At 39.4% G+C, this 25,949-nt stretch carries 18 protein-coding genes, 1 tRNA gene and 1 pseudogene; 14 read left to right on the forward strand and 6 right to left on the reverse strand.

Going from position 1 to position 25,949, the window contains the following annotated elements:
- Positions 1-398: 398 nt before the first annotated feature.
- Together EP737_RS10630 and EP737_RS10635 are read left to right on the forward strand one after the other, a co-directional pair.
- Positions 399-2,321, forward strand: coding sequence for a DNA/RNA helicase domain-containing protein (locus EP737_RS10630; protein WP_129727952.1), 1,923 nt, complete (start codon positions 399-401; stop codon positions 2,319-2,321).
- A 64-nt stretch (positions 2,322-2,385) separates the two neighbouring features.
- Positions 2,386-3,369, forward strand: coding sequence for an HNH endonuclease (locus EP737_RS10635; RefSeq protein WP_129727953.1), 984 nt, complete (start codon positions 2,386-2,388; stop codon positions 3,367-3,369).
- Between the two features lie 982 nt (positions 3,370-4,351).
- Here the strand turns inward: EP737_RS10635 and EP737_RS10640 are convergent.
- On the reverse strand, positions 4,352-5,260 hold the full coding sequence (locus EP737_RS10640; protein ID WP_129727954.1) for a tyrosine-type recombinase/integrase: 909 nt from the start codon (positions 5,258-5,260) through the stop codon (positions 4,352-4,354).
- A 283-nt stretch (positions 5,261-5,543) separates the two neighbouring features.
- On the opposite strand from EP737_RS10640, the gene EP737_RS26000 reads away from it, so the two are divergent.
- Positions 5,544-5,744 carry a hypothetical protein gene (locus EP737_RS26000; protein WP_205650920.1) on the forward strand — a complete coding sequence of 67 codons (201 nt, stop codon included), beginning with the start codon at positions 5,544-5,546 and terminating at the stop codon, positions 5,742-5,744.
- Between the two features lie 25 nt (positions 5,745-5,769).
- On the opposite strand, the gene EP737_RS10645 is transcribed toward EP737_RS26000, so the two are convergent.
- From EP737_RS10645 to EP737_RS10655, 3 genes are read right to left on the reverse strand one after another with little or no spacing between them, the layout of a single operon-like run.
- Positions 5,770-6,723 carry a hypothetical protein gene (locus EP737_RS10645; protein WP_129727955.1) on the reverse strand — a complete coding sequence of 318 codons (954 nt, stop codon included), beginning with the start codon at positions 6,721-6,723 and terminating at the stop codon, positions 5,770-5,772.
- 19 nt (positions 6,724-6,742) lie between these two features.
- Positions 6,743-7,849 (reverse strand): DUF3696 domain-containing protein, encoded by a 1,107-nt coding sequence (locus EP737_RS10650; protein ID WP_129727956.1) that lies wholly within the window; start codon positions 7,847-7,849, stop codon positions 6,743-6,745.
- Complete coding sequence (locus EP737_RS10655; protein WP_129727957.1) at positions 7,846-8,964, reverse strand: DUF262 domain-containing protein; 1,119 nt, start codon at positions 8,962-8,964, stop codon at positions 7,846-7,848. The genes EP737_RS10650 and EP737_RS10655 overlap by 4 nt, the downstream gene beginning before the upstream one ends.
- Positions 8,965-10,102: 1,138 nt before the next feature.
- Between EP737_RS10655 and EP737_RS10660 the strand changes: the two are divergent.
- Positions 10,103-10,729: pseudogene (locus tag EP737_RS10660) on the forward strand (site-specific integrase); the annotation flags it as partial.
- 390 nt (positions 10,730-11,119) lie between these two features.
- Here the strand turns inward: EP737_RS10660 and EP737_RS10665 are convergent.
- A tRNA-Val gene (locus EP737_RS10665) sits at positions 11,120-11,192 on the reverse strand.
- A 191-nt stretch (positions 11,193-11,383) separates the two neighbouring features.
- Here EP737_RS10665 and EP737_RS10670 point away from each other — a divergent pair.
- The 9 genes from EP737_RS10670 to EP737_RS10710 all read left to right on the forward strand — a co-directional run bounded on the left by EP737_RS10670 (position 11,384) and on the right by EP737_RS10710 (position 21,697).
- On the forward strand, positions 11,384-12,604 hold the full coding sequence (locus EP737_RS10670) for a D-alanyl-D-alanine carboxypeptidase family protein (protein WP_129727959.1): 1,221 nt from the start codon (positions 11,384-11,386) through the stop codon (positions 12,602-12,604).
- A 282-nt stretch (positions 12,605-12,886) separates the two neighbouring features.
- Positions 12,887-14,254, forward strand: coding sequence for an aldehyde dehydrogenase (locus tag EP737_RS10675; protein ID WP_129727960.1), 1,368 nt, complete (start codon positions 12,887-12,889; stop codon positions 14,252-14,254).
- An 86-nt stretch (positions 14,255-14,340) separates the two neighbouring features.
- Positions 14,341-15,315 carry an ABC transporter ATP-binding protein gene (locus EP737_RS10680; RefSeq protein ID WP_129727961.1) on the forward strand — a complete coding sequence of 325 codons (975 nt, stop codon included), beginning with the start codon at positions 14,341-14,343 and terminating at the stop codon, positions 15,313-15,315.
- On the forward strand, positions 15,312-16,163 hold the full coding sequence (locus tag EP737_RS10685; protein WP_129727962.1) for an ABC transporter permease: 852 nt from the start codon (positions 15,312-15,314) through the stop codon (positions 16,161-16,163). The genes EP737_RS10680 and EP737_RS10685 overlap by 4 nt, the downstream gene beginning before the upstream one ends.
- Positions 16,160-16,951: an ABC transporter permease gene (locus tag EP737_RS10690; RefSeq protein ID WP_129727963.1), complete on the forward strand. Its 792-nt coding sequence runs from the start codon at positions 16,160-16,162 to the stop codon at positions 16,949-16,951. Before EP737_RS10685 ends, EP737_RS10690 begins: the two co-directional genes overlap by 4 nt.
- 25 nt (positions 16,952-16,976) lie before the next feature.
- Positions 16,977-18,020, forward strand: a complete 1,044-nt coding sequence (locus tag EP737_RS10695; protein WP_425455881.1) for a polyamine ABC transporter substrate-binding protein — start codon at positions 16,977-16,979, stop codon at positions 18,018-18,020.
- A 123-nt stretch (positions 18,021-18,143) separates the two neighbouring features.
- The gene (locus tag EP737_RS10700) at positions 18,144-18,782 is read left to right on the forward strand and encodes a phosphatase PAP2 family protein (protein ID WP_129727965.1); all 639 of its coding nucleotides are present in this window, start codon (positions 18,144-18,146) and stop codon (positions 18,780-18,782) included.
- 12 nt (positions 18,783-18,794) lie between these two features.
- The gene (locus EP737_RS10705; RefSeq protein WP_129728073.1) at positions 18,795-20,993 is read left to right on the forward strand and encodes an MMPL family transporter; all 2,199 of its coding nucleotides are present in this window, start codon (positions 18,795-18,797) and stop codon (positions 20,991-20,993) included.
- 272 nt (positions 20,994-21,265) lie between these two features.
- Positions 21,266-21,697 carry a histidinol dehydrogenase gene (locus EP737_RS10710; protein ID WP_129727966.1) on the forward strand — a complete coding sequence of 144 codons (432 nt, stop codon included), beginning with the start codon at positions 21,266-21,268 and terminating at the stop codon, positions 21,695-21,697.
- A gap of 428 nt (positions 21,698-22,125) precedes the next feature.
- Here EP737_RS10710 and EP737_RS10715 read toward each other — a convergent pair whose 3' ends face one another.
- Complete coding sequence (locus tag EP737_RS10715; protein WP_246040221.1) at positions 22,126-22,743, reverse strand: YitT family protein; 618 nt, start codon at positions 22,741-22,743, stop codon at positions 22,126-22,128.
- A 527-nt stretch (positions 22,744-23,270) separates the two neighbouring features.
- On the opposite strand from EP737_RS10715, the gene adhE reads away from it, so the two are divergent.
- Positions 23,271-25,874 (forward strand): bifunctional acetaldehyde-CoA/alcohol dehydrogenase, encoded by a 2,604-nt coding sequence (gene adhE, locus EP737_RS10720; RefSeq protein ID WP_129727967.1) that lies wholly within the window; start codon positions 23,271-23,273, stop codon positions 25,872-25,874.
- Positions 25,875-25,949: the final 75 nt, after the last annotated feature.

The following is a 25,949-nucleotide window of genomic DNA, read 5'->3' on the forward strand; positions in this document are numbered from 1 at the left end:
GAACAAATTATTTTAGATTGTAGAAGGTATTTTTGAACATTTCTATTTGAATTATCTGGGGCGTTAGCTTAAGAAAGAAGCCAAAAAAAAGCGGGAGAAACCTCTGGTTTTTTTGGGGGCTAAAAATCAACATTGAAATTTAACAGAGCCAATTATTAATGTCACTTTTTTGAGAATTAACAAAGCGGTTAAATTAGTAACAAGTTAGGTACCATCTCATACTGAGGTGGTTTTTTATTTTGTAGGTGTCATTACTATTTTAACCAAACTTACTTCTTATAACTTAGCTTTTAGCTACATGGTGCATTATTTAGTAATGTTTTAGACCATATTTTTTACAATCATTATTTTTTTATAGTAATATTATCATATGATTATTTGGCTAAGGGGGAAATTGTATGAGTCGTGGATGGAAATTAAAAATAAGCGCATTCTTAAAAATTCTTGATAAAAAAGACTTTACTGATAAATTAGGCAGTTTGGGTTTTAGTGTAAGTGAATCGCAACTTAGTGCGTGGGAAGATTGTTTTATATTTTTAAAAGAAGAACTTAATAAGTTGTCTTCAATGCAAAAGGAAGCAACAATAATATTTGAATATAAGTTAGAAAACGGTATGCGACCAGATGTACTAGTTCTCACAAAATCTACTCTGCTTGTACTAGAGTTTAAAAGTGGTGAAAATGCAGGTGCTTATATAGATGCACACCGTGGTCAAGTAGAAAATTACAGCATGAGGTTTGAAAACTATCACGAATATACTTATAAAAATAAGTTGAAAGTTAAACCATACATTGTTTACACACACCCAAATATAAATATAAATGAAGATGATGCCTTATATAAAGATAATTTTGCTCCAATTATTAGTAAAGAAATAAACGATATCCTTTATGATAAAGAAGATTCTGAGTGGTTTAACTCAAATTATGAAGCAATCCCAGATATATTAAACGCAGTGGATGGGATATTTAACTCTAGTAATTTACCTGACATTATGAGATCTAAATCTAATATTGAAGGGGTTCTTAGTTCAATTAAGGATACTGTAGATCATACTGAAAATGAAACATTAAATCTTATTTTAGTTTCTGGTGATCCCGGTGCAGGTAAAACATTGCTTGGCTTAAAAATAGTGCGGGATTATATAAATCAATTTGAAACAAGTAGTTCAGCACTATACTTATCAGGTAACGGCCCATTAGTAGATGTTTTAAAGTTTCAGATTGATGAGGCATGTAATAAAGGAAAAGAAGAGAGAAAGACATATGGTGAGGCATATGTAAATGCAGTTCCCCATTATTTAGATCCTATTATAAAATATTTACAAAAAACGGAAGAGAAATTAGGCTATGGTGATATAAAAAAAGAGAAAATACTAGTATTTGATGAGGCACAGAGAGCTTGGGGAAAAGAGCAAATGAAATATAAGTATCAGTTGGAGTTTAGTCAACCGGAAGTTTTACTTTATTATTTACTGAGTAGTATAAAGAAACTTAAAAGCTCAAAAACGTTAATATGTTTAGTTGGAGATGGTCAGGAGATTTACCGTGGCGAGGAAGATGGAATTAATAATTGGGTTTCAGCTATTAAAAGTAAAAGCTTTAAAAAAAGAAAAATAAAAATTTACGCTCCAACAAGATACAGAAAAATTCTTGAGGGAACAAATGCAATTTTTAATGATAATTTATATTTAAATTCATATTTAAGGGGACATGGAGCAGATAAATTCCCTCAATGGATAAATGCCGTTTTGAATAATGAGACGGAAGGTGCAAGAAAATTATTAAAATCCATTTATGATGAGCAAAGATATTTTCCGATTTTTGTAACAAAATCTTTGCTGAAAGGTCAAGAACACATAAGACAACATGTTGATGAAAGTTTGGAGACATATGGCCTGGTTACAAGTTCGTTTGCACAATATGAATTGGATAAAAGGGATAAATATCCTTTATCAAGAAAGGATTTAGGGTCATGGTACAAGGAAAAGTGTAGGGAATTTAAAGCGTATGTAACAGAATTTGATTCCCAAGGTCTTGAAATTGACTATCCAGTCGTTTATTGGGGACATGATTTAATCAAAATCAGTAAAAAAGACAATTGGAGTAAGGGGCAAACGTTTTATCGAAAAAAACATACGGGAGAACTGTATGATGGATTAAAGGGCTATAAAGATCCTTTAAAAATATTAAAGAATATCTACCGAGTATTATTAACAAGGGGAAGAAATGGTCTAATTATTTGTATACCAGAGGATCCTCTACTTAATAATACATTTAAATATTTTGTTGAAGAACTTGGAGTTAAGGAAATTCGATAAGATAAGATGCTTTGTTTTGGTGGTGACATTTCATAGCTAGAAAATATAAAATATAGGAGGTTTTATGAATTACTTTTTTGTATTTCAAAATAAAACTTATTTGAAGGAAAAAGCAGGTAGTTACCTATGGGCACCAAAAAGGAATAAAAATGGTAATCGTGTTTCCCATTGGGATCGAATGCTGGAGGTCAAAAAAAGTGATCTAATTATACATAGTTATTTAAAGAAAATAGTGGCTATTAGTATTGCAAGTTCAAATGCCTACTCTGCATATCAGCCTGAGGAACTTCAAAAGGAGAAATTATGGGAAGATGAAGGCTGGAGAGTAGATACAAAATATTATGAAATTAAGAAACCTATAATTACTTCAGATCATATGAAAAAAATTCGGGAATTACAGCCATCTCATAATGCTCCTTTCAATTCAATTGGAAGAGGTAATACAGGATATTTATTTTCAGCAAACAAAGAGTTAGCAAAATACATCTTAATACAAACTGAACTGAGCCAAGAAGATGAAATTAGTAAGAACGAGATAAATAAAATAAGAGAACAATTTGGACTGCTGAACTTAAATGAAACCGAATTACTCGACGATTTTGGGTTAGTTGATTTAGTTGAGAAACTTGAAATAGAGGATAATGAAGAGGTTTCGTACACTAGGGTTCCAAAAGAGAAGTTATCATTAAAAACAAATGATAAAGGTGTTCCTACATATCCTAGAAATTTAAAAATAGCTATGAATGCACTTAAGTTGGCAAGATTCAAGTGCGAATTTGATAACAGTCATAATACTTTCATAAGAAAAAGAGATGGCAAACCTTATACTGAACCACATCATTTAATACCATTAAGTTTTCATGGTGATTTTCCCTATTCTTTGGATGTGGAACAAAATATTATATCGTTATGTAGCCATTGTCATAATCTTTTACACTACGGTAGGGATAATTCAGGTGTTTTAGAGAAGTTATATAATGATAGAAAAGATTTACTTAAAGAAGTGGGAATCGAGATAAGGTTCGAACAATTGTTATCTTACTACTAATTAATCTAGGTCACTTTTTAATAAAATAAAGTAATTGTTTATATTATGGTAAACAATTTACATCTTATTTAATTTTTTTCCACTCCAACAGTTCAGATATATTGAACATGTGGATGTTTTATCATATTTATTAAGCACCCAACTATTTTAGTCAGGTGCTTTCTGTCACGAAAAGTTTAGAATGATATTTCTCGAGAAAAAATATAAGACACTAATATAGTAAGGATTTATAGTCTGATTTCTTCCATATTATACAGTCTACATGTAAGAACAAACGGAAATTCACTCTTTCTTCGTGTATGGGATATATAATCATTCCCTTTTTGTGGTTGCTGCTGTCGGCTTATGAACCAGCTAAACTCAACAATTGGATCATCAAGGATTAAATAAAATTGTTTCTTCTTTAGTAATTGAACCAAGGAAGATTCACTCCATCTAGTTTGGCTTTTTGAACATTTATTAGATAATCTTGGGCTGAATATTATAAGGAAATGAAAACACTCTTAGCCCTTGCTACAAACGGTTTTTGACAGTGAATTTTCATGCCGACTTCGTGCCGATTTCATGCCGAAATGATTTTATTTTGCATTTAAATTTATTATAAGAAAAGGGTTAAACCCTTGATATAAAGCCGTTTTTTATAATTCATTTCAAGCTGTTTTACGTTCGCCTAATCAAGTTCGAAATGGAAGGGTCTATTGGATAGCAGACTGCCGAGACCCCTTGATATTACTGAAGAAATTGAAGCTGAATGGGGTACCGGTGTCCCCGCGGTCTTCAAAACCGAAGGATATTAAATAATAAAAGACAGTGAGTAATGTACATACTTACTGTCTTTTTGTGTTAAAAAGTCAAAAAAAATTTTTATTCACAGCATTAATTTTTGGTCAATAAAACGATTAGTATTCCATCCTTCTCCTTAACATGTAAAACAACTTATGCAACATAAATCAATTAAGAATTATCCACTGCTGATGGCTACTTAAAATAACTTATTTAGCGGGTTAAATTTCTCGTTATTCTCTTTTAGTTCATTAGAAAACATATGCAAATAACGCTCAGTTGTCTTTATGCTAGTATGACGTAAAATCCTTGCTAAGGACACAATGTCTCCACCAGACTGAATATAAGTCTTGGCATAGTAATGTCGGCAAGAGTGTGCAGAACAGCGTGTCTCAGGAAATTCCATAGCCTGAGAAAGCCGTTTAAAAAAGCATTTTATGGCATTGTCTGTCAGGGACTGATTAGTCTTGTTAACAAAAACGTTAGAAGAGAGTTTGTTGAATTTCTCTTCACAATATACTCTCCATAGGGAAAGTTCTCGGAGTAAGGAACTTGCAATAGGCACATTTGCTTCTTTTCTTGCCTTCCCAAAGACCTTCATTTGTCCTGTTTCAAAGTTGATGTCTTCCCATCTTAAATTAACCAGTTCTCCTAGGCGTATACCCGTTCCGATAAGAGTAAGGAATGCAGTATAGTTTCGTACCGCATAGAATGTATCTTCTCTGCGTTTCTTTCTTCTCAGATAAGAAATGATTTCTTTTACTTCTTCATCAGTAAAGGTATGAATGCGAGCATCCTCCCGAACTTTTTTAACTTCTGTAAAAGGATTTTCTTCTATAATTTTTTCTTTTACCGCCCAGTTAAAAAGAGCCTTAATTCGTTTTAGACGTGAGTTTAAGGTAGTTGGTTTATCACCGTTCTCCTTGCAGTACATCATATAGCGCTTTGCAACTCGAGGTGTAATATCATTAACTTGTTCAATACCTTGAGCAACAAGAAACCCCTCTAAATGCTTGTAGTTATACTCAGAAGTTTTAATGCTATGCTCTGTCACGTTCTCATACCGTTTCTCAGCAATAAACTCCTCAATTAAAAATCGTACTAACATAAAAAAACACTCCTCACAATGTAATGGAGAAGTGGTCAGTCCGTCGCGTTTTAGATGCTATCTCAGACTACTACACAAAATAGTAAGACAAGAATCCTAAAACCCTTGATAATATTGTTAAAATGGAGCATGGGGGCTCGAACCCCTGACCTCTACGCTGCCAGCGTGGTCTACATCATTTCCTATGATTTACTAAAAGTCCGTGAATGGCTTTGTATCAAGGTTTCTGAGGCCTTTATAAGTCTTTTGGTGAACTGTAATTTCCGATAGTTTTCTAGAGTACGTGACCAAAATGTTACCAGAGTGTGCCCAATATTTTAGTATTGAAAATGTATTTGTTTTATTAAAAAGTAGGAAGTTGAGATGTGATGGTATGACAAATGTTGAAGAAATGACTGGAATTTCAAAAAGTACCTTAATATGGGCTAAACGTAAGCTAAAAACTAAAGTGATGCAAGAAGTAGCAAGTAATAAAATGAAATAAATAAGAGCGGCATGTATATCCGCCCTTATTTGGGATAAGTGACATTAGGTAATTTAAGCCCTATATGACCAATAATCCCTTTGTTATATTCTTCATCTGGAATAAAAAATAATCTCCAGGGACCAGGAGTCATCCTTGCATGCCATGAAAATACCTTAAATTCACCATTTGGCAATTGAAAAGTATGTTCTATTTCAAAACGAGTTAATGTTTCCTTGCTCTCTGGAGTAACTTTAGAAGAGAAATAGTCAGGTTCAAAAAGACCGTTCCAAGTTGAAAAGTATGAATTGAACTCCAATAAACGCTTTATTGTTTGGCGAAAAATTGGATTTCCAAAATGCAAATCCCTAATTTGCCTTTCCACGCGCTCACAGAATACCAAATGTGGGAATATTGATTCCCTTCTGTTCCATAAATCTTTACCATCTATAATTCTATTAAGCTTTTGAGTATTGAACCATTCAAGGTGTTCTTCCAAATGAGATTGATCACTTGCATGGTTTATTAAAATTTCTTCGGTAACTATATCTGCTACGTCATCATCCAGGTACTCCATTACCAAGTAAAGCTTTGAGGCAGACCACCGATCTTCACTTTTGAAACTTACAGCAAGACCATCAAGTAAATATGCTGCTCCCAGACCATTTCCTTGTTTGCCATCAAATTTAAAATCAGAATTTAATTGTCGTTGGTATAATTCATTTTCTACTTCGGAATTTATGTATGGTGCCTTATGTGATAAGGAACGAAGATATCTTTGATATTCTTTATCAACATGAGGATCATTAAGCCAATTTCCAATATGATAATCAGGGGCAATTAATTCTTTATAAAAGTTTTCCGTTGTTCTTAAAGACCTCTCGGCTCCTTTGTTTATGGCTGTTTTGCATACTAAAATGAAGTTATTCATTAACTCGCGACCTAAAAATATATCTTTTGCAGGTATATTAGAGGATAAATCATTTAATATAAGTTCCATTTATATTCATTCCCTTTAGCTAGATTAATTGATCTAAACTCTTATCCCATTCATCAAAGAAACCTTCCGGCCACCTATCTAACCGTCCATTTTTATCTATTTTAGGTGAAATAACTTTGTGGCTTAATTGTTCAGTTATCCAACTTCTTTCAAAAAAATGAATTTTTATTTTTTTATCGGAGATTTCCTGATTTTTTACTGCTACTCTAATTCCATTAAGTACATGGTCGCTGTGGGTTTCTAAGATAATCTGCACTCCGGCATTAACAGCCTTCGCTATAAGTCTCCCCATTTCAAATTGTCCTTGAGGGTGTAGATGGGCTTCTGGGTTTTCAATTAGTAAAATTGAACCTGGAGGAGAGGCTAGAATAGCAGTAATTACTGGTAATACATTGGTTAATCCAAATCCCACATTAGTGGAACGGAATTCGTTTGTAACATCTCTTTCCCCTAAGAACTGATACCGAAGACTAACTAGGTCAATATCATCGTGTTCAGTAACTTTTAATCGTGTACCCGGACTAATTGTTCCCATCCAGGCATCAATTTGGGTTTTTAGACTGCGGGAAGGTGTTCCAGGATGGATAAGACTTTCATTTGGAATAGGCTCATCTCCAAAAACAGAAATAAAATGAATTGTATACTCTCCTCTGATTCCAAGCTGTTTGTGATTCCTTACGCTATACTGAGAAGTTTTAAAAGAGGTTCTCGGTCCAATTCGTTCTGCTGTAAGATATTGAAAACTGTCTGAAAAAAGGGCTAATCGATAGATGGCGTCATCGTTCTGTTTATTTTTTAGTTTTAAAAACTCTGAGGATTTATCATACTCCCATATCCAAGTTGCTTTGTAGTTGTCAGAGGTTTCGACCGTAAAAGAAATTTCTTCTTCTTCAGCATTTTGATTCAACGCGTCTTGCCCCGTGCCTATTGATATTAAGTTTCCATTTAAAACTAACCCACTAGTATTTAAAGTACCCTGTAAATAAGATTGTCTTAAAAGAAGTAAAGATTGAATAATTGTTGATTTCCCGGTACCATTTAAACCAGATAGTAAAGTTAGAGGTCCAATCGATATTTGTTCCTCTTTAAAACACTTAAAGTTTTTTAAATACAAAGAATTAATCATTTCAAAACCTCCTGGACGATATTTTCAATGCCTTTAAACCTTTTTTGCACAAAAGTGCTTTGGCTAGTTCCTGTGGTTATTGACCTGTCAAAACTTTTATCATTATTTAATAAGTCAATAAACATAGAAATTAATTTATTCTTTTTTATTCTTAATAAATTTAACTGTTGATTGCTTAAGCCACCCAATATTACTGACCACGCTTCAAACAATGCTTTATTTATAGGTTTTCTTGAATCATTTTTACCGTATCTTTTCCTGAATGCATCATTATCAAAAATTTTAATAGCTGCATCCATTGCTTTAATGAATTTTTCTTTTAGTATTTTTCTTTCAGAAAGAGAAGTTTTCCCTAAATTAATCATCGCATTATTCAAGAAGTTTTCGAGATCAGGTGTATAGTTTGTATAAGGGACCATTGTAAAAGCTAAAAAACGTAACACCATTTCTCTGTCCTGCATACGATCTGATTTAATAAGGTAACATGTCGCTTCCTTAAAAACATCCAACTCAGCTAACTCCTCGAGAAAGTCTGCAGCAAAACCTTGATTTAAAGCATGACGAATTTCTTGCGGTTCAAGAGTAAGACCACCTGTATTAATCCTTCTAAAGATATTAAATTTTACTTCCGGAGGGGTTCCAGGATTGATAATAAAAACTGTAACCTGCGTTTCTTCTATTCGTCTTTGCATCTGGCGGGGAAGGTCATCAAATTTAAAGTCATTATACTGAGTAAGGAATTCTAGATTAGTTAGTTGTAAATTTTTATCAACAACAAATTTCTTTAAAGTTGTTAATCTTTGTAAGCCATCAACAATTAGCCACTCATTATCATCTGTACCATCAAAGTAAAATGCTGGCAAGGGGATTCTTACCATAAGAGATTCAATCAATCGGCTTTGCTCACTAGTTCTCCAAAGGTCGCCTTTTCTTTGGAATTTTGTATTTAAGGCAATTTCATTTTCTTTAATTCTTTTGATAAGTAAATCTAATGTCATAGAACGCATAGAAATATCTATTTTTGCGGGATCAAAAGGTTCAGTTATAATTTCATTATTATCATCATTATATACCTCCTCCTCTATCTCTTGTTCATCGTTATAAAAGTCTGTCATTATTTCCACCTCAGTTCTAATTTAATTAAAATTATCGATTCAATTATCTCATATTCTAACTAATATTTGGTTATATTAGTACACTTATTTCCAAGTGGAGTAGGGATACCCAACAGTAAGTCTATCTTCCTAGGCTAAATAGCATAAAAACTTTACTAATGATAGGTTATTTTTGTTGAAAATTCTTAGAGAATGCAAAATATTATTGGTAAGTCGTTCATCGGCTGTTCGTAATAAACTCTTTAGTGAAATTATGCAGGCGTACCGAAGTTTGAAAGAAGGTACATTTAATCTTCATGTGATTAGGTTATGAGATAGTACAAACATAGAGAGTGTAATTGAAAGGCGCTTCCACACTCCAATAAATTGATTGCTTTTTAGTATTCTGGGGACAAAAGGTAATAAAATCATATGGATTTTAACATATTGATTTGTGGTGCCCTGCTTGGTGCCCAAATTTCTTAAATTAGAAATCACAGGAAAACAATAGAAAGCAAAAAAATTTAATTTATTAATACTTATGGCTACTTCAAGGTATTAGAAAAACAGATGCTAGCAAATTTCAAAACCGCTTGTATAGGGGGTAGCATATTTCATTTAAGCTATTAAAAACAAAGACAGTGAGCAACTTAAAGTTCCTTGTCTTTGTTTGATTAGATATCAAACTGTTTAATTAAAGGAAACCTTTATTCGCAGCCTCAAGAGTATATTTTTGGTCACAAATTAGTCACGTGACCGTTAGAAAAGATGGCTTAATCATTAGTTATTGATAAACCCAGCAATATAAAGTGTTTCAACTGGGAGAGCGCTACCTTGACAACGCGGTCAGTGTATTATTTTTCTATAATATCCTATTGTGCCTGGAAATGGTTTTATATTAAGGCTTATGAGGTGTCTGTCAACTTTAAAATTGACTGTAATTTCCGGTAGTTTTCGGTAGTGTGTGACCAATATTTTGGTGTGAAAAATGCATTTCTTGCAAGGGAAATAACAAGGTTTTGAGATGTGATGGTATGCCAGCCAACTAAAAACTATAAAATACGATCCCCTTGGTTAAGTGAAAAAGGAAGTATCTCTATAGGAGAAGCAGTTGGATGATTAACAACTTGAATTAGGAAGGGAGCAACATGCTAGTGTAAAAGCAAATAAAAAAGAAATGACAGTATGGAATGAAGAGCAAATAAATCAGTTTCTCAAGGCAGCAAAAGAGGATCCTGGATATATCGTCTTTCACTTGGCGTTAACAACGGGAATGCGACAAGGTGAAAGACTCGGGCTACGCTGGAGAGATGTTGATTTGGAAAAAGGTTTAATCCATATTAGGCAAACGTTAAGCTATGATGGGAAGGAATTTATAAGTGGGGCTAAAACTAAACCTAGTCTACGAACCATCAACTTATCTGAGACTACGATAAGGGTGTTGAAGGGGCGTAAATTAATCGTTTCAAAAGAGAAGCTTAGCTTGGGACCTATTTACGAGGACTTCGATTTGGTAGCATGTACACAGCACGGAATGCCTGTCAATCCGGCAAATGTTAGAAGGACCTTTAATCGATTTATTAAAGTGGCGGATGCTCCTAAAATCCGCTTCCACGATTTAAGATATACTCATGCAAATTTGTTATTGTCCAAGGGGATAAATGTAAAGATCATATCAGAGCGGTTGGGACACAATAATATAAAAGTTACGCTTGATACGTATTCACATGTGCTTCCAACGATGCAAGAAGAAGTGGCTCGTAAACTAGACGAAATTATTAAATGATAACAGGTGTGACCAAGCCGTTACCAAAATGTTACCAAAGAGCAATTTAGTAAGATTTCTGCTACCTACAAGTGATAAAGGGAAAAAGAAAAAAACTTGATTTCTCAAGGTTTTACTGCATTTCTAATGGTATGGAGCATAAGGGCTCGAACCCGTGACCTCTACGCTGCCAGCGTTAGGAACGCCATTTTTTGTTCTTCTATTTTTATACATCCCAGAATTAGAGGATCATGTAGATCATTAATTAAAACTCACACAAAAAATGGAACTGTTGACCAAAAAGGAGTTATTGACCAAATCTTGACCAAGAAACAAAAAATTTACTCCTCGAAAAAAGATAAAGCTTCGCTACGTAAAGAAAACCCCTTGAGTATCAAGGGGTTTTAGTAATGATCCCGACTGGGTTCGAACCAGCGACCTCCACCCTGTCAAGGTGGCGCTCTCCCTGCTGAGCTACAGGATCGTAATGTAAGTTATGTATTACATAATATATAACGTTTCTAACAACTTGTCAACGTTTTCTTTACAAACATATCCAATGTTTATAAACTATGATATAGTAAGAAATGTCTTATAGAAAGATAATATAAGTTTGCTTGTTTAGAAAGCGTTTAATATAGTGAATGATTGAGAAAAAAGTAGAGGAGAACGGATATGAAGAGAGCTAAAATATATACGATGCTGCTCACAGCTATTTTGGTGTTTTTGAGCGTTCCATCGAGATATTATGCAAATACGGAGCAGCCGGATGTGGTTGGGAAATATGCGGTGTCGATTGATGCGAAAACCGGAGATGTTTTATATGATAAGAATGCCAACGCTCAGGCATATCCAGCGAGTATTACAAAGGTGTTAACGGCGATTTTGCTGATGGAGCATGTGGCCCCTGGGGAGCAGATTGGGTTCTCGCAGACAGCGTTAAATCAAGATAAGAGTAATTATCAAATTGAGTTTCAGCCGGGAGAGACAATTGATCGTGATACAGCTCTTATGATTTTGATGGTGCTTAGCGCGAATGATGTGGCTGTGGCGATTGCGGAGCATATTGCAGGAAGCACGGAGGCTTTTTCTAAGCTGATGAATGAGAAGGCTGTGGAGCTTGGAGCGAAGAATAGCCATTTTGTGACACCTAATGGGCTGCATGATCCAGCGCACATTACGACCCCATATGATATGGCGATGATTACGCGCGGGGTGTTGAAGTATCCTGAGATTCTGAAGGCGATGAGTACGAAGCAAACGACGGTGACAACATCACGGCAAACGGTCTCCATTTTTAATAAGGCAACCTTTTTTGAGCTGCCAAATTTTATCGCGGGAAAGACTGGCTTTACAGATCAGGCACACCATACGCTCATTTTGATTAACCAAAAGGATAATATGGAGATTATTAATGTTGTCATGTCTTCGCATAGACCGGATATTTATAATGATATGAATGTGATAGCGAACTACGCATTTAATAGTTTTGAGAAGCAAACTGTGCTTGATAAGGCGAAGTGGAGTAAACAAGAGAAGCTGTTACATCAGACAGTTCATATGGAGCTGGAAAGAGGAAGTGAACTGCTGTTAAAGCGCGGAGAAGGTAAGAAGGTACAAGCTAATTTTGAGCCATTACAGTTGAACGATGAGAAGCTGTACAAGGAAGGCATTCATAAAGGTGAAGTGCTTGGCCAAGTGCGTGTTATGAAAAATGGAAATGTGTTAGATACCGTCAATGTACTTTCCAAGGATGATGTAGCGTATGAAAAACCAGAGCCGAAGAAGCCTTTAACGTTTTCAATTGAGGCTGCAGCTCTTGGTTTACTTGCATTGTGCAGTCTTGCTTTTGTTGTATGGAAAGTAAGAAGGAGAGTAAAAGAAAGGGCAATGTAGATTACTAAAGTTTGGGGCTGTATCAATCCGTAGTAGAGATAGTTATACAAAACAGAGCGTATCCTTTGGAGGAGATGGCTCTGTTTTTTTGTTTGCTAGATTCTAAGGATTGTCGGGATTGCTTTTTTAGATATATGTATGTTCTGCTGGCGAGGCAAATAAGAAATACTACAGTAAGGTAGGTTATCTTTGTATATTTTTCCGTCCTCAGTGTGAAAATTTTGTGGATAGAGACAATGAACAGTAGAATACACTGTATGTCGTATATAAAGGAGCAGTTTAATGGATGTTGCAGAACTCATCATCAAACAGAAGGAGTATTATAACAGCGGGAAAACAAGGTCTCTTGAAACACGACTACATCATTTGCGTGTTCTATATGAAGGGATTCAGCGGCATGAGGCTGCTATTTTGAGCGCCCTTCAAGCGGATTTGAATAAGTCTGAGGTAGAGGCTTATATGACTGAGATTGGCTATGCACTGAAGGAGATTTCTTTTTTAATGAAACGGCTTCCCGCCTTGATGAAGCCGCAGAGGGTGAAAACACCGATTACACATGCAGGGTCAAAAGGTAGAATCATCCCTGAGCCGTACGGTGTGACGCTTATTATTGCTCCGTGGAATTATCCGTTTCAATTGGCGATTGCACCGCTTGTTGGCGCGATTGCGGCAGGGAATACAGCGGTAATGAAGCCTTCTGAGTTAACACCGAATGTGTCAAAGGTGCTGGCGCGCATCATTGGTGAGCTATTTCATTCAGATTATATTGCTGTTGTGGAGGGCGGAGTGAACATGAGTACAGAGCTTTTAAAGCAGCCATTTGATTATATTTTCTTTACAGGAAGCGTAGCGGTGGGGAAAATTGTGATGGAGGCGGCGGCAAAGCAGCTGATTCCAGTGACGCTTGAACTGGGCGGAAAGAGTCCGTGCATTGTTCATGAGGATGCGAGGCTAGATGTTACGGCAAGGCGTATTGCCTGGGGAAAGTTTATTAACGCTGGCCAAACATGCGTGGCGCCAGATTATGTATATGTGCAACAAAGTGTAAAGGAGCAGCTGCTTAGAGAACTGCAAAAAGCAATTCAGGAGCAGTTTGGGGTGCGCCCGCTTGAGAATAAGGAGTTTGTACGCATTGTGAGCGAGCGACATTTTCAGCGGTTAGCTTCGTTTTTGCAGGATGGGATAATTGCTATAGGCGGGGAGACTGATGCATCGCGTCTTGCGATAGAACCGACGGTGCTCGATCATATTTCCTGGGACGATTCGGTGATGCAGGAGGAGATTTTCGGTCCCATTTTGCCGATGCTGACGTACTCGGATTTAGAAGATGTCGTGCGAACAGTTAACGCACATCCGAAACCGCTTGCGCTATATGTGTTTACGGAGAGCGAGCAGGTGCAGCAAAACATTGTGGAGCGCATTTCATACGGCGGCGGTTGTGTAAATGATACGATGTATCATTTAGCTAGTCCATATTTGCCGTTTGGCGGCGTGGGAGAAAGCGGGACAGGCAGCTATCATGGTGAGCAGAGCTTCCGGGCCTTTTCTCATTACAAGAGTGTGCTCTATCAATCGACAAAGTGGGACTTTAAGCTTCGTTACTCGTCATCAAAAAGAGCTTTAAAATATATTCGAAAGTTGTTAAAATAAGGTTACTATACAGCTATGAAATTCCCCTTCTGCAAGAAGGGGTTTTTCTGTATATCGGGATAGATAAAAGGGGGCGAGGCGCAGAGATGATCACAATCGAAGCAGTGGAGAAAGAGTTTGGGGATACCGTTGTGATTCCGCCGTTATCGCTTCAGATTCAGGAAGGAGAGTTTTTAACGATTTTAGGACCGAGCGGCTGCGGTAAAACAACGCTGCTGCGCATGATTGCCGGGTTTGAGCAGCCGACAGGGGGAAGTATCTTTTTAGACGGTGAGAATATTGTGGATTTACCGCCTTATAAGCGGGATATGAATCTTGTTTTTCAGCATTATGCCTTGTTTCCGCATATGACAGTTGAGCAAAATATTCGCTTCGGGTTAAAAATGAAGAAGATTCCGGCGGTTGGGCAGAGAAAGAGAGCAGGGGAGGCAATGCGCTTGACGCAGCTGACAGCGCTCTCTAATCGAAAACCGTCCCAGCTTTCTGGAGGGCAGCAGCAGCGTGTTGCCATTGCCCGTGCGATTGTGAACAATCCAAAGGTATTGCTGCTTGATGAGCCGCTCGGGGCGCTTGATTTTAAGCTGCGTAAGGATTTGCAGCGGGAGCTGAAGCAGCTGCAGCGAAATTTAGGGATTACCTTCGTGTATGTTACACACGATCAAGAAGAAGCGATGAGTATGAGCGATCGGATTGCTGTTATGAATGAAGGAAGAATTGAACAGCTTGGAACGCCGCAAGAGATTTATCACCAGCCTAAGACATTGTTTGTGGCGAGCTTTATCGGTGAGAATAATATTATGGAGGTTCGTTCGTCACACATTGCCGTCCGGCCGGAGCGGATGCATATTCGCCTGCTGGATGAGTCGACAGTTGTAGAAGGGCGCATTTGTACGATTGAGGACACTGAATTTGTCGGCAGCATGGAAAAGCTATATGTTCGTGATAAGGAGACTTTGGAGAGCTTCATTGTCTATTGTTATGGGTCAGAGCCGTTTCGGGGACGAAAGGGCTCTGAGGTAAGGGTGAGCTGGCGTGAGGAAGATGAGGTGAAGCTGCGGTGAGAAAGGGACGGTTGCTTGCGCTGCCGGCTATTGTATGGCTTGCCGTTTTCTTTCTTCTTCCAATTGGATTTGTGTTTGTTCTTTCCTTTTGGGAGCGCGGCACATATGGGGAGTTGATTAAGAGCTTTACAATCCAAAATTTTGAACGTGTGTTTGATCCGCTGTATGGGCGTGTATTATGGGAAACCTTGAAAATAGCGATTTTGACAACGGTTCTTTGTCTGATTATCGGGTATCCGTTTGCTTATACAGTAACGATGGTTTCAAAACGACGGCAATCGATTTTGCTGTTGCTCGTTACCATTCCGTTTTGGATTAATTTTCTCGTCCGTTCCTACGCTTGGATTGTGATTTTACGTTCGCAAGGTGTTGTGAATACATTGCTGCAGAAGCTTGGCTTGATTCATGAACCATTACAGCTATTGTACAATACGCCTGCGGTCGTGCTTGGGATGGTCTATACATTGCTGCCGTTTATGATTTTACCAGTCTACGTTTCTCTTGAACAATTTGACAAGCAGCGGCTTGAAGCGGCATATGATTTAGGAGCGACACCATCGCAGGCGTTTTGGAGTATTACGTTGCCGCTTACCATGCCAGGTGTGGCAGCCGGTTCGATTTTAGTATTTGTTTCTTCTATTGGCATGTTCGTTGTTTCAGATATCATGGGGGGATCGAAGGTTTCGTTAATCGGTAATGTCATTCAAAATCAGTTTCTTGGTGCGCGTGATTGGCCGTTTGGAGCAGCTTTGTCGTTTATGCTTGTATTGCTTTCTATTCTTCTTATCTATTTGTATTACAAAGTCGTAGGGCGATACAGCGCTGCAGAGGGAGGGAAGGACGGATGAAGAAGGCCCTTCTGACCTATAGTTCATTTATTCTCTTATTCTTGTATATACCGCTTGTGATTCTCGCTTTGTATTCCTTCAATGATTCTCGTATTAACGCAGCGTGGAAGGGCTTTACGCTTCATTGGTACGTTGATTTATTCCAAAACGAAGCTGTTATCGATGCGTTTTTAAATAGCCTGCTGATCGCCCTTGTGACAACAGCAGCGGCTACTGCACTGGGTACGCTTTGCGCACTAGGGCTTCATACATATAAACAGCGGACCCAGACGATGCTGAGCGGCTTTATGTATGTACCTATTCTTGTACCGGATATTTTAATGGGATTGTCGATGCTGCTTGTATTTAGCCAGCTGCACTGGGAGCTTGGCAAATTTACACTTATTGTTGCTCATATTACATTTAGCATTTCATTTGTCGTCATTCTCCTATCAGCACGGCTTGCCAGTATGGGAAAGACGCTTCAGGAGGCAGCGAGCGATTTAGGGGCAACACCGTGGCAGACGTTTCGATATGTGACGTTCCCAGCCCTGCTGCCCGGCATCATTTCTGCTTCACTGCTGACGTTTACACTATCTATCGATGATTTTGTCATTAGCTTTTTTGTATCAGGTCCGGGTTCAACGACGCTCCCCCTTTATATTTACAGCATGGTAAAACGAGGGGTAACGCCGGAAATTAATGCGCTTTCTACTATTTTAGTCGGTATGATTGTTATATTGATGATTCTTTCGGAAAAGTTTCAGACAAAGGGGACGGACGGAAGGAAAGGACAGCTTCCGTTTTGAGGATAGGAGGAGAAAAATGAAAGCGATGAAAAAAGTGATAAGTGTTGCCGCAGGCTTGCTTCTTACAGGCAGCTTACTTGCGGGCTGCGGAGAAAAGAAGGAAGAGCTCAATATTTACAGCTGGGCGGATAACTTTGATGAAGGTGTACTGCACGACTTTGAAAAAAAGTATAACGTGAAGATTAACTACGATAAGTATGCGAGCAACGAGGAGATGCTTGCAAAGCTGCAGGCAGGCGGAGCACAGTATGATCTGATTCAGCCTTCCGATTATATGGTATCAACAATGATCGGGCTGCATATGCTGGAGCCGCTCGATAAAGGGCAGCTTCCGAACCTAAAAAATCTTGTATCAACATTCCAAACGCCGCCGTTTGATCCTGGGAATCAATATTCTCTTGTGTATACATGGGGCGTTACCGGCATCGCATATAACAAAAAATATGTGAAGGAAGCCCCAACAAGCTGGAGCGATTTGTGGAATGAGAAGTATAAGGGGCATGTTGTGCTGCTAAATGACTCCCGTGAAGTGCTTGGCATGGGCTTAAAGAAAAACGGCTATTCCAATAGCACGACAAACGAGCAGGAGCTGAAAACTGCTTATGCAGATTTACAGAAGCTAACACCTAATCTGCTGGCATTTGATACAGATGATATCAAGCAAAAGTTCATTACTGAGGATGCTTGGATCGGTACGGTTTGGTCCGGAGATGCTGCGTTTATCGCTGCAGAAAATAAAGATATTGCTTATGTTGTCCCTAAGGAAGGCGGAACGATTTGGGCTGATACACTTGCCATTCCTAAGGGAGCAAAGCATAAGGACTTAGCAGAGAAGTTTATTAACTATTTGCTTGATCCAAAGGTGAGCGTGAAAAACTACGAGTCGATCGGCTATAGCAACCCAAATGAAAAAGCATATTCGCTTCATAGTCAGGCATATCGTGATAATACAATGATCTTCTTATCAAAAGAAGAATTAAGCCGTACAGAGTGGCTTGTTGATGTTGGTGAGAAATTGCGCGTATATGATGAATATTGGACTAGATTGAAAACAGGAACAGACAACTAAACGCGGTTTCTTTTTACACTTTAATTGTAGATTTCCAGGGCAGAGGGCGTAGCGGGAATAGCTGCGCCTCTGTCTTCGTTTTCTTTAGAAGCCGCCGTTTCACAACATGAAGGAGAGTGCACAATGCAACGTTATTTAAACCGTCATACATATGCAGCAGTTTTTACCGCTCTGCTGCTTAGTTTTTTCAGTATTATTGTACATCGCATTCAGGGAGGAGATACTCTTTTTGTCGATGAGTTTATGAAGGGTCGATTGCAGGCCCTGCAAACAAAGGGCAGTCTTGCCTTTTTTACTGTTATGACAGAGATGGGATCAGAAATAGGGATTATTTCCACCCTTATCGTCAGTCTGCTTCTGCTTTGGAGAAAGAAGCAATATGCTGCTATGATTATTTTTCCCCTAGCAGTCATTGTGACAGATTTCGTAAATAAATGGGTAAAAGGAGTTATTGCCCGCGAACGGCCCCTTTTAAATGAAGCTATCGATGCGATTGGCTATAGCTTTCCAAGCGGTCATGCAATGTTAAGCATTGTCACGTATGGATTTGTTGCCTTTCTGATTGTAAATGGAACATTCGGGAAAGCTACACGTATATTGGCAATTGCCGTGGCCGCTGTTTTGATTTTTACCATCGGTTTGAGCCGGATTGTCTTATCCGCCCATTATCCATCTGATGTTCTTGGCGGCTATTGTTTAGGCGGCATGCTGCTTGTTGTATTTTTATATGCACACCATTTTCTGAAAATCCGAATGAAGTAAGGAGGGAGAATGTTGCGGACATCGGTCCAGAAGCTCGATAACTGGGGAAATATCGGGCTTTTGATTCACCGTTTTCGTTTTACATGTATCATCGCACTCCTCGTACTGGCTGCCGTTCTCGGCTATTTTGCACCGAGTCTGCCGTCGGTTTTAGGAGGCGATGGCTTTGAAACAGAGGGAGATTATCAAGAATCTCGCAAGGTGTTAGAGAAGGAGTTTAAACAATCACAGGATACGCTTTTTCTTGTATTTCAAAAAAAGAAAAATGTCTCATCAGACCAGTTTCATGCGGCAATCAAGCAAATTGTCCAAAAAATCCAGAAGGAAGAAACATATGCCTCCTTTCATCATCCGCTGCAGGATCCAGCTATGATGCATAAGGATATCGCGTATGGAACGATTTTACTAAAAGGACAGACAATCGATGAGCTCACGGCCAATACAGTCGCTTTTGCTAAGCGCATCCAAAAGGAAAGCAATCGTGCGGTGCAAGTATCCCCAACAGGTTTTCCGGTGATTAATCATGAAATTAATGCGCGCAGTCAGAGTGATCTAAAGAAGGCAGAAATGATTGGTCTTCCGATTGCATTTCTGGTGCTATTGATGTCATTTGGAAATCTTATGGCATCGATTTTGCCGATTCTTAACGGCGGACTGAGCGTTGCGGCAACGATGGGAATCTTATATATGATTGGCCAGCAAACGGAGCTGTCCATTTTTGTGCTGAATGTGACCCCGATGGTCGGGTTTGCCTTGTCCATTGATTTTGCTTTGCTGTTTGTGAATCGTTTTCGCGAAGAGCTGGAGCAGCGCGAGGTAGCAGAAGCCATTGCGGCAACATATCAAACTGCTGGACGAGCCATTTTATTTTCTGGCTTATGCGTATTTGTCGGCTTGTCAGGTTTATTCTTTTTTCGAATTGAATATATGCAGTCCATTGCGTTAAGCGGCATGATTGTTGTGATTATGAGCATTCTGTTTTCACTTACGCTGCTTCCGGCTGTACTTTCTCTGATGGGTAAGCGTTTGAAGCAGCTGGGGCAAAAGCGAAAATCGGCTGCATTTTGGCGTGCCTTTGCTCATTTTGTGATGAAACGATCCGTGATGATGACGGCTATTGTACTGATTGGGATTGCGCTATGCCTGCTGCCGCTGCGGGGAGCGAAGTTTGAGTTTCCCGGCATTGAATCCCTCCCAAAGTATAGCGATACCCGCATTGCTTATGAACGGTACGAAACAGAGTTCAATCCTTTGCTGAAGCATCATGCGGATGTAACGATTCTTGTTAAAATGAAGCAAAGCATGACAGAGAGAAAGAGCTTGGAGAAACTAGAAGCGATCGTGAAAGAGCTGAGCAAAGATCCAGATGTATACAAAGTAACGAGCGCTTATAGCATGCTCGGTAACATGCCAAGCGGCCAACTGTATGCACTGCTACAATCGCAGCAACAGCAGGTGCTTCCTGCGTTGCAGGCATATACACACGGTAATCGGGCACTCGTTCAGGTTTTGCTGCAAGCAAAGCCAAAGGGTGAGCAGGCAAAGCAATGGGTGCGAGATTTTAAAGATAGGTATAAGCAGCCGGATGTTACATATTTGCTTGGCGGCATGACAACGTTTGAGCAGGAGTTGCAGGATGAGGTAATGGCGCGTGTCGCGATCGCGATGACCGTTATTTTCGGATCCACATTTCTGATTTTAATGATTGCGTTCCGCTCACTCATTATTCCGCTGAAAGCCATTGTGATGAACGTGCTAAGTCTGAGTGCAACAATTGGGATTATCGTATGGCTGTTTCAAGGAGGCCGGTTCGGACTTGAGCAAAGTACCATTATGTTTGTCCTGCCTATTTTCATTTTCGGGCTTGTATTTGGCCTCAGCATGGATTATGAAGTCTTTCTTATTTCAAGAATATATGAGCTGTACAAGGAAACGAAAAACAATGATACGGCAACGTTGGAAGGTCTTGTATCTACGGGCCGTATTATTACGTCCGCAGCGCTTATTATGATTGTAGTTACGGGGGCTTTTGTCTTTACCGATATTTTACCGGTAAAGCAAATGGGGCTAGGGGTTGCGCTCGCTATTTTTCTTGACGCCACCGTGATTCGGCTATTGCTTGTGCCAAGCTTAATGAAAATGCTCGGAGATTGGAACTGGTGGTTTTTTACGAAGTGGAATCTTCATAAAGAAGCTAAAGGCGGTGTATAGTCGGTATCCTGTAGAGGATTCCGGCTTTTTTTATCCTGTAAGAAAGGATAAATTTCCAGTTGGAAGACTATTCGACGTCGTCAGAAATTTTAGGAATACAATGTAAGGGCAACTACGCCTCTGTTCTCACTCAAGGGCGAGGCTCGCCAATCGGTGAGTTTTCTTTATAGGCCTTATATCTATTTCCTTGCCATATGCAGTTAGAATGCATAGATTTGTCTATCTTTTGACAAAGTATGTCATAAAGAGATTATGATTGAGGTGAGGACAAAATGTTTCGATACTTCAAGTTTAGGCTCAATGATACAGTACAGTTTGCCGAGAATGACGGACATATTTATCGAATTGTCGGCTATCGGCTGGAAAAAGGCTATGGTGTAGAAGGCAATGAAGATTGGACGCACATCGTATATGAATTGCTTCGTGAATTTGACGGTTACATGATGGATGCAGAGGAATATGAACTTGTGAAAATCGTGCAGGTTGAGGATGAGTATTACAAAATACAGGATATGTGCGGTTATCGTTATCCGGTAAAAGCAAAGGTGACGAAACAGCCGCCGAAAGTCCCGGCCCGCCAGCATGTAGATGAATTGTTGGATGCCTATAATGACTACCGAAGATTGGCCTCCTTATTCAATGACATATCATACGAACGAAAGGCTGAAGAATTGCTCGGGAAGTTAAAAGAATTTAGTTCGTAGCAGGGATGTACAAAATACCTGGTTTGAGCAAAAGCTCTTCACTATGACTGCGAGAAGCGGAGCGCTGAAGTGAGACAAGCCTAGAAGCTAGACTTTCTAATGTAATAAAGAAAACTCGCCGATTGGCGAGCCCTGCCCTTGGGCGAAGACAGAGGCGTAGTTGCACTTATACTGTATTCCTAAAATTTCTCGCTACGTCGAATGGGCTTCCAGCTAGAAATTTATACTTTTACAGTGTAAAGAAAACTCGCCGACTGGCGAGCCCTGCCCTTGGGCGAAGACAGAGGCGTAGCCCTACTTACACTGTATTCCTAAAATTTCTTGCTACGTCAAATGGCTTTCGGCTAGAAATTGATACTTCTTAAAGTGCAATAAGAGGCTATGCAACAGGAATTACTTTCCTTTCGCATAGCCTCTTTTTCATCTTATTATATATAGGCTGATTCCGTTTTCTTTCGTCTATGGTATGTCATCACCCAATCCGTTATATATGCGCACACCGTCACCGAAAATCCGGTATAGGCGACTTGATCCCACGACAAGTACACGAGGGACAAAATGAGAACAAGCACATCGAAAATAAAATACACTTTACCAACAGATAGGCGTGACACTTTGCTTATGAGTATCGACAAAATATCGTCTCCACCCGTTGCGCCTCCGTATCGTAAAATAAGTCCCAGTCCAAAGCCGACAAGAACGCCTCCGAGCAGCGCTGCGAAAAATAGATGCTGCGAAAGGTTAATTTGAAACGGAGAATATCGCTCCATGAGAGAATAAAAAACGGAGAAGGAGGTTGCGCCGATGATAGTCTTAAACGCTAATTGCCTTCCTAATATCTTCGAGCCCAGTAAAATTAATGGAATATCTAATAAAAGAGTTGTGATGGACGGAGAAATATGGAATAACGCTTGTACAAGCAAAGCGATTCCGATAAAGCCGCCCTCTGCTAAATTATTTTGTACGTGAATATGATAAAATGCAGCTGCTAAAACAAATGAACCAAACAAAATCATCAAAAACTCTTGCCAACGAATCCTTTTCATGGTTATTCCTCTTTCGTAGTTAGTTTTTTCGGGAAAATCCTGATAGAAAACTAACTACTGCATATACAGCATAAGAGCCTTGCTCTTTTGTAGTTAGTTTTCTAAAAAACTAACTACGCTATATATAACAGAAGGAATAACGGGGTCGTTGATCCAACATACTTTCGCCCACTTTCGTTTTGTTTCCGTAGACAAACACTGTCTAACGAAAAAAGACGCTAAGTGTACGACAAATCTTGACGTTTCCAGATGCTCCTTCGAGCAACCATGGTTTCAAATCCCTTCATTATAAAGTATGTTCTTATTATAGCATATGTTTTCTCAGAATAAAAAATAAATGTATATTATTTACATTTTCATTACAAATAATACATATTTTGTCGAAAAAATATATGTGAAATAGTTCACAAATGCTTCACACACTTTTTTCCAATTATGCAGTATAGTATGAGTGTAGAGATTGTGATTAATTTCACAAAATTAAACAGGGCTAGACATCATTGTTAGTCCACTAAGGAGGAGCAACCATGGCAGTGAAAGAACAAATGGCGCAGCAGGTGCAAGACACAAGTGCAATGATTCATGAGCTCGTACAAAACGGGCAAAAGGCATTACAGCAGCTCTCGACCTTTACACAGGAACAAATTGATACAATTGTTCACGAAATGGCCCTCGCCGGTTTGGATCAGCATATGCCGCTTGCAAAGCTTGCGGTAGAAGAGACGGGCCGCGGTATTTATGAAGATAAAATTACAAAAAATATATTTGCAACAGAGTACATCTGGCATAGCATTAAACACAATAAAACTGTCGGTATTATTTATGAGGACGAGCAAGCTGGCATCATTGAAATTGCAGAGCCAGTCGGTGTAGTAGCCGGAGTAACCCCTGTAACAAACCCGACGTCCACAACCATGTTCAAAGCGTTAATTGCGATCAAAACGAGAAATCCAATTATTTTCGCATTCCATCCGTCCGCACAGCAATGCTCTGCGCAAGCTGCACGTGTTTTATATGAAGCAGCTGTCAAGGCAGGAGCGCCAGAATCCTGCATTCAATGGATCGAACAGCCTTCTGTCGAAGCAACGAAGCTTCTTATGAATGATCCGGGAGTAGCGCTTGTGTTGGCCACAGGGGGAGCAGGCATGGTGAAATCTGCATATAGCACAGGAAAGCCGGCTCTTGGTGTAGGTCCTGGTAATGTTCCTTGCTATATTGAGAAAACAGCGAAGGTGAAGCGTGCCGTGAATGATGTTATTCTCTCTAAGACATTTGATAATGGCATGATTTGTGCATCTGAGCAAGCAGTTATTGTAGATGAAGAAGTACATAAAGAAGTAAAGGCAGAAATGATGGCAAATGGCTGCTATTTCGTTACAAAAGAAGAGCAGAGGCTGCTAGAGAAGCTTGTCATTCGTGAAGACACCTGCGCTGTGAATCCTGACATTGTTGGTAAATCTCCTGAAGATATTGCCAAGCTTGCAGGCTTTACAGTGCCAAAGAAAACGAAAATTCTCGTAGCGGAGATTCTTGGGGCAGGTGCGAAATACCCACTATCTCGTGAAAAATTAAGCCCGGTTCTTGCTTATATTCGTGTGAAAAATATCGAAGAAGGCTTCCAGCAATGCGAGAATATGCTGAACCTTGGCGGACTCGGCCATACAGCGGTCATCCACTCTACGAATGAAGCGCTGCAACGAGAGTTTGCCCTTCGCATGAAGGCTTGCCGCATTGTCGCAAATGCACCGGCTGCTCAAGGGGGAATCGGTGATGTCTATAATGCTTTCCTGCCATCCTTAACACTTGGCTGCGGATCCTACGGCAAAAACTCTGTTTCTGCTAACGTAACGGCTGTACACTTATTAAACGTAAAACGGCTGGCACGCCGCAATAATAATATGCAATGGTTTAAGCTGCCTCCCAAAATCTATTTTGAAAAAAACGCAACCCAATATTTAGCTAAAATGCCGAAGATTTCTCGTGCGTTCATTGTAACCGATCCAGGAATGGTCAAATTGAATTACGTTGATATTATCACGCATTACCTAAATCAAAATCCTAACAATGTACAGGTTGAAATTTTCTCTGATGTCGAGCCGGACCCATCTGACGTAACAGTATTTAAAGGAGCAGAAATGATGCGCGCGTCCCAGCCGGACGTCATTATCGCCCTTGGCGGCGGTTCTGCGATGGATGCCGCAAAAGGAATGTGGCTCTTCTATGAGCATCCAGAAACAAGCTTTCACGGCTTAAAGCAAAAGTTTCTTGATATTCGCAAGCGTACATTCAAGTATCCAGAGCTTGGTCACAAAGCACAATTCGTTGCGATTCCAACAACGTCTGGTACAGGATCAGAGGTTACACCGTTTGCGGTTATTACGGATAAACAGAACAATATTAAATATCCGTTAGCAGATTACGAATTAACGCCTGACGTTGCCATCGTCGATCCACAATTTGTGATGACGGTACCGCCGCATATTACAGCTGATACAGGAATGGACGTATTAACGCATGCGATTGAGGCATATGTGTCTATTTTAGCTAATGATTATACAGATGGCTTAGCGTTAAAGGCAATTCAGTTAGTCTTTGAGTACTTGCCAAGAGCATATAAAAATGGCAGCGATGCAGAAGCCCGTGAAAAAATGCACAATGCTTCCGCTATTGCCGGTATGGCGTTCGCCAATGCGTTCTTAGGTATTAACCACAGCCTTGCACATAAGCTTGGTGCAGCATTCCATATCGCACATGGCCGTTCTAACGCGATCTTACTGCCGCATGTGATTCGTTACAATGCGAAAAAGCCGTATAAGCATGCATTGTTTCCGAAATATGAGCACTTCGTTGCGGATGAGCGTTACGCACAAATTGCCCGTGTTCTCGGCTTGCCTGCCCGCACTGTGGAAGAAGGAGTAGAAAGCCTAGTGCAAGCGATCATCAGGCTTGGCAAAGAACTGGACATTCCGATGAGTATTGCTGCCCAACAGGTAAACAAAGAAGTGTTTGAAGGCCAAGTGATGGAGCTGGCAGAGCGTGCATTTGAAGACCAATGTACACCTGCCAATCCAAAGCTGCCGCTCGTGACAGAACTTGCGGAGATTTATCGTCAAGCATATGAAGGTGTGTAATTAGAGCCAACGGCACTCGGCTTGCAGAAAATACTCATCCTTCATTTCAGGAAGGACTACCTCTGTTGTTCTGTG

This window comes from Ectobacillus funiculus, from assembly GCF_004138295.1.
GTDB classification, from domain to species: domain Bacteria; phylum Bacillota; class Bacilli; order Bacillales; family Bacillaceae_G; genus Ectobacillus; species Ectobacillus funiculus.

Bases quoted from the DNA above. Each gene is read 5' to 3' on its own strand.
- EP737_RS10630 (WP_129727952.1), top strand. From the start codon at position 399: ATGAGTCGTGGATGGAAATTAAAAATAAGCGCATTCTTAAAAATTCTT.
- EP737_RS10635 (WP_129727953.1), top strand. From the start codon at position 2,386: ATGAATTACTTTTTTGTATTTCAAAATAAAACTTATTTGAAGGAAAAA.
- EP737_RS10640 (WP_129727954.1), bottom strand. From the start codon at position 5,260: ATGTTAGTACGATTTTTAATTGAGGAGTTTATTGCTGAGAAACGGTAT.
- EP737_RS10645 (WP_129727955.1), bottom strand. From the start codon at position 6,723: ATGGAACTTATATTAAATGATTTATCCTCTAATATACCTGCAAAAGAT.
- EP737_RS10650 (WP_129727956.1), bottom strand. From the start codon at position 7,849: ATGATTAATTCTTTGTATTTAAAAAACTTTAAGTGTTTTAAAGAGGAA.
- EP737_RS10655 (WP_129727957.1), bottom strand. From the start codon at position 8,964: ATGACAGACTTTTATAACGATGAACAAGAGATAGAGGAGGAGGTATAT.
- EP737_RS10670 (WP_129727959.1), top strand. From the start codon at position 11,384: ATGAAGAGAGCTAAAATATATACGATGCTGCTCACAGCTATTTTGGTG.
- EP737_RS10675 (WP_129727960.1), top strand. From the start codon at position 12,887: ATGGATGTTGCAGAACTCATCATCAAACAGAAGGAGTATTATAACAGC.
- EP737_RS10680 (WP_129727961.1), top strand. From the start codon at position 14,341: ATGATCACAATCGAAGCAGTGGAGAAAGAGTTTGGGGATACCGTTGTG.
- EP737_RS10690 (WP_129727963.1), top strand. From the start codon at position 16,160: ATGAAGAAGGCCCTTCTGACCTATAGTTCATTTATTCTCTTATTCTTG.
- EP737_RS10695 (WP_425455881.1), top strand. From the start codon at position 16,977: ATGAAAAAAGTGATAAGTGTTGCCGCAGGCTTGCTTCTTACAGGCAGC.
- EP737_RS10700 (WP_129727965.1), top strand. From the start codon at position 18,144: ATGCAACGTTATTTAAACCGTCATACATATGCAGCAGTTTTTACCGCT.
- EP737_RS10710 (WP_129727966.1), top strand. From the start codon at position 21,266: ATGTTTCGATACTTCAAGTTTAGGCTCAATGATACAGTACAGTTTGCC.
- EP737_RS10715 (WP_246040221.1), bottom strand. From the start codon at position 22,743: ATGAAAAGGATTCGTTGGCAAGAGTTTTTGATGATTTTGTTTGGTTCA.
- adhE (WP_129727967.1), top strand. From the start codon at position 23,271: ATGGCAGTGAAAGAACAAATGGCGCAGCAGGTGCAAGACACAAGTGCA.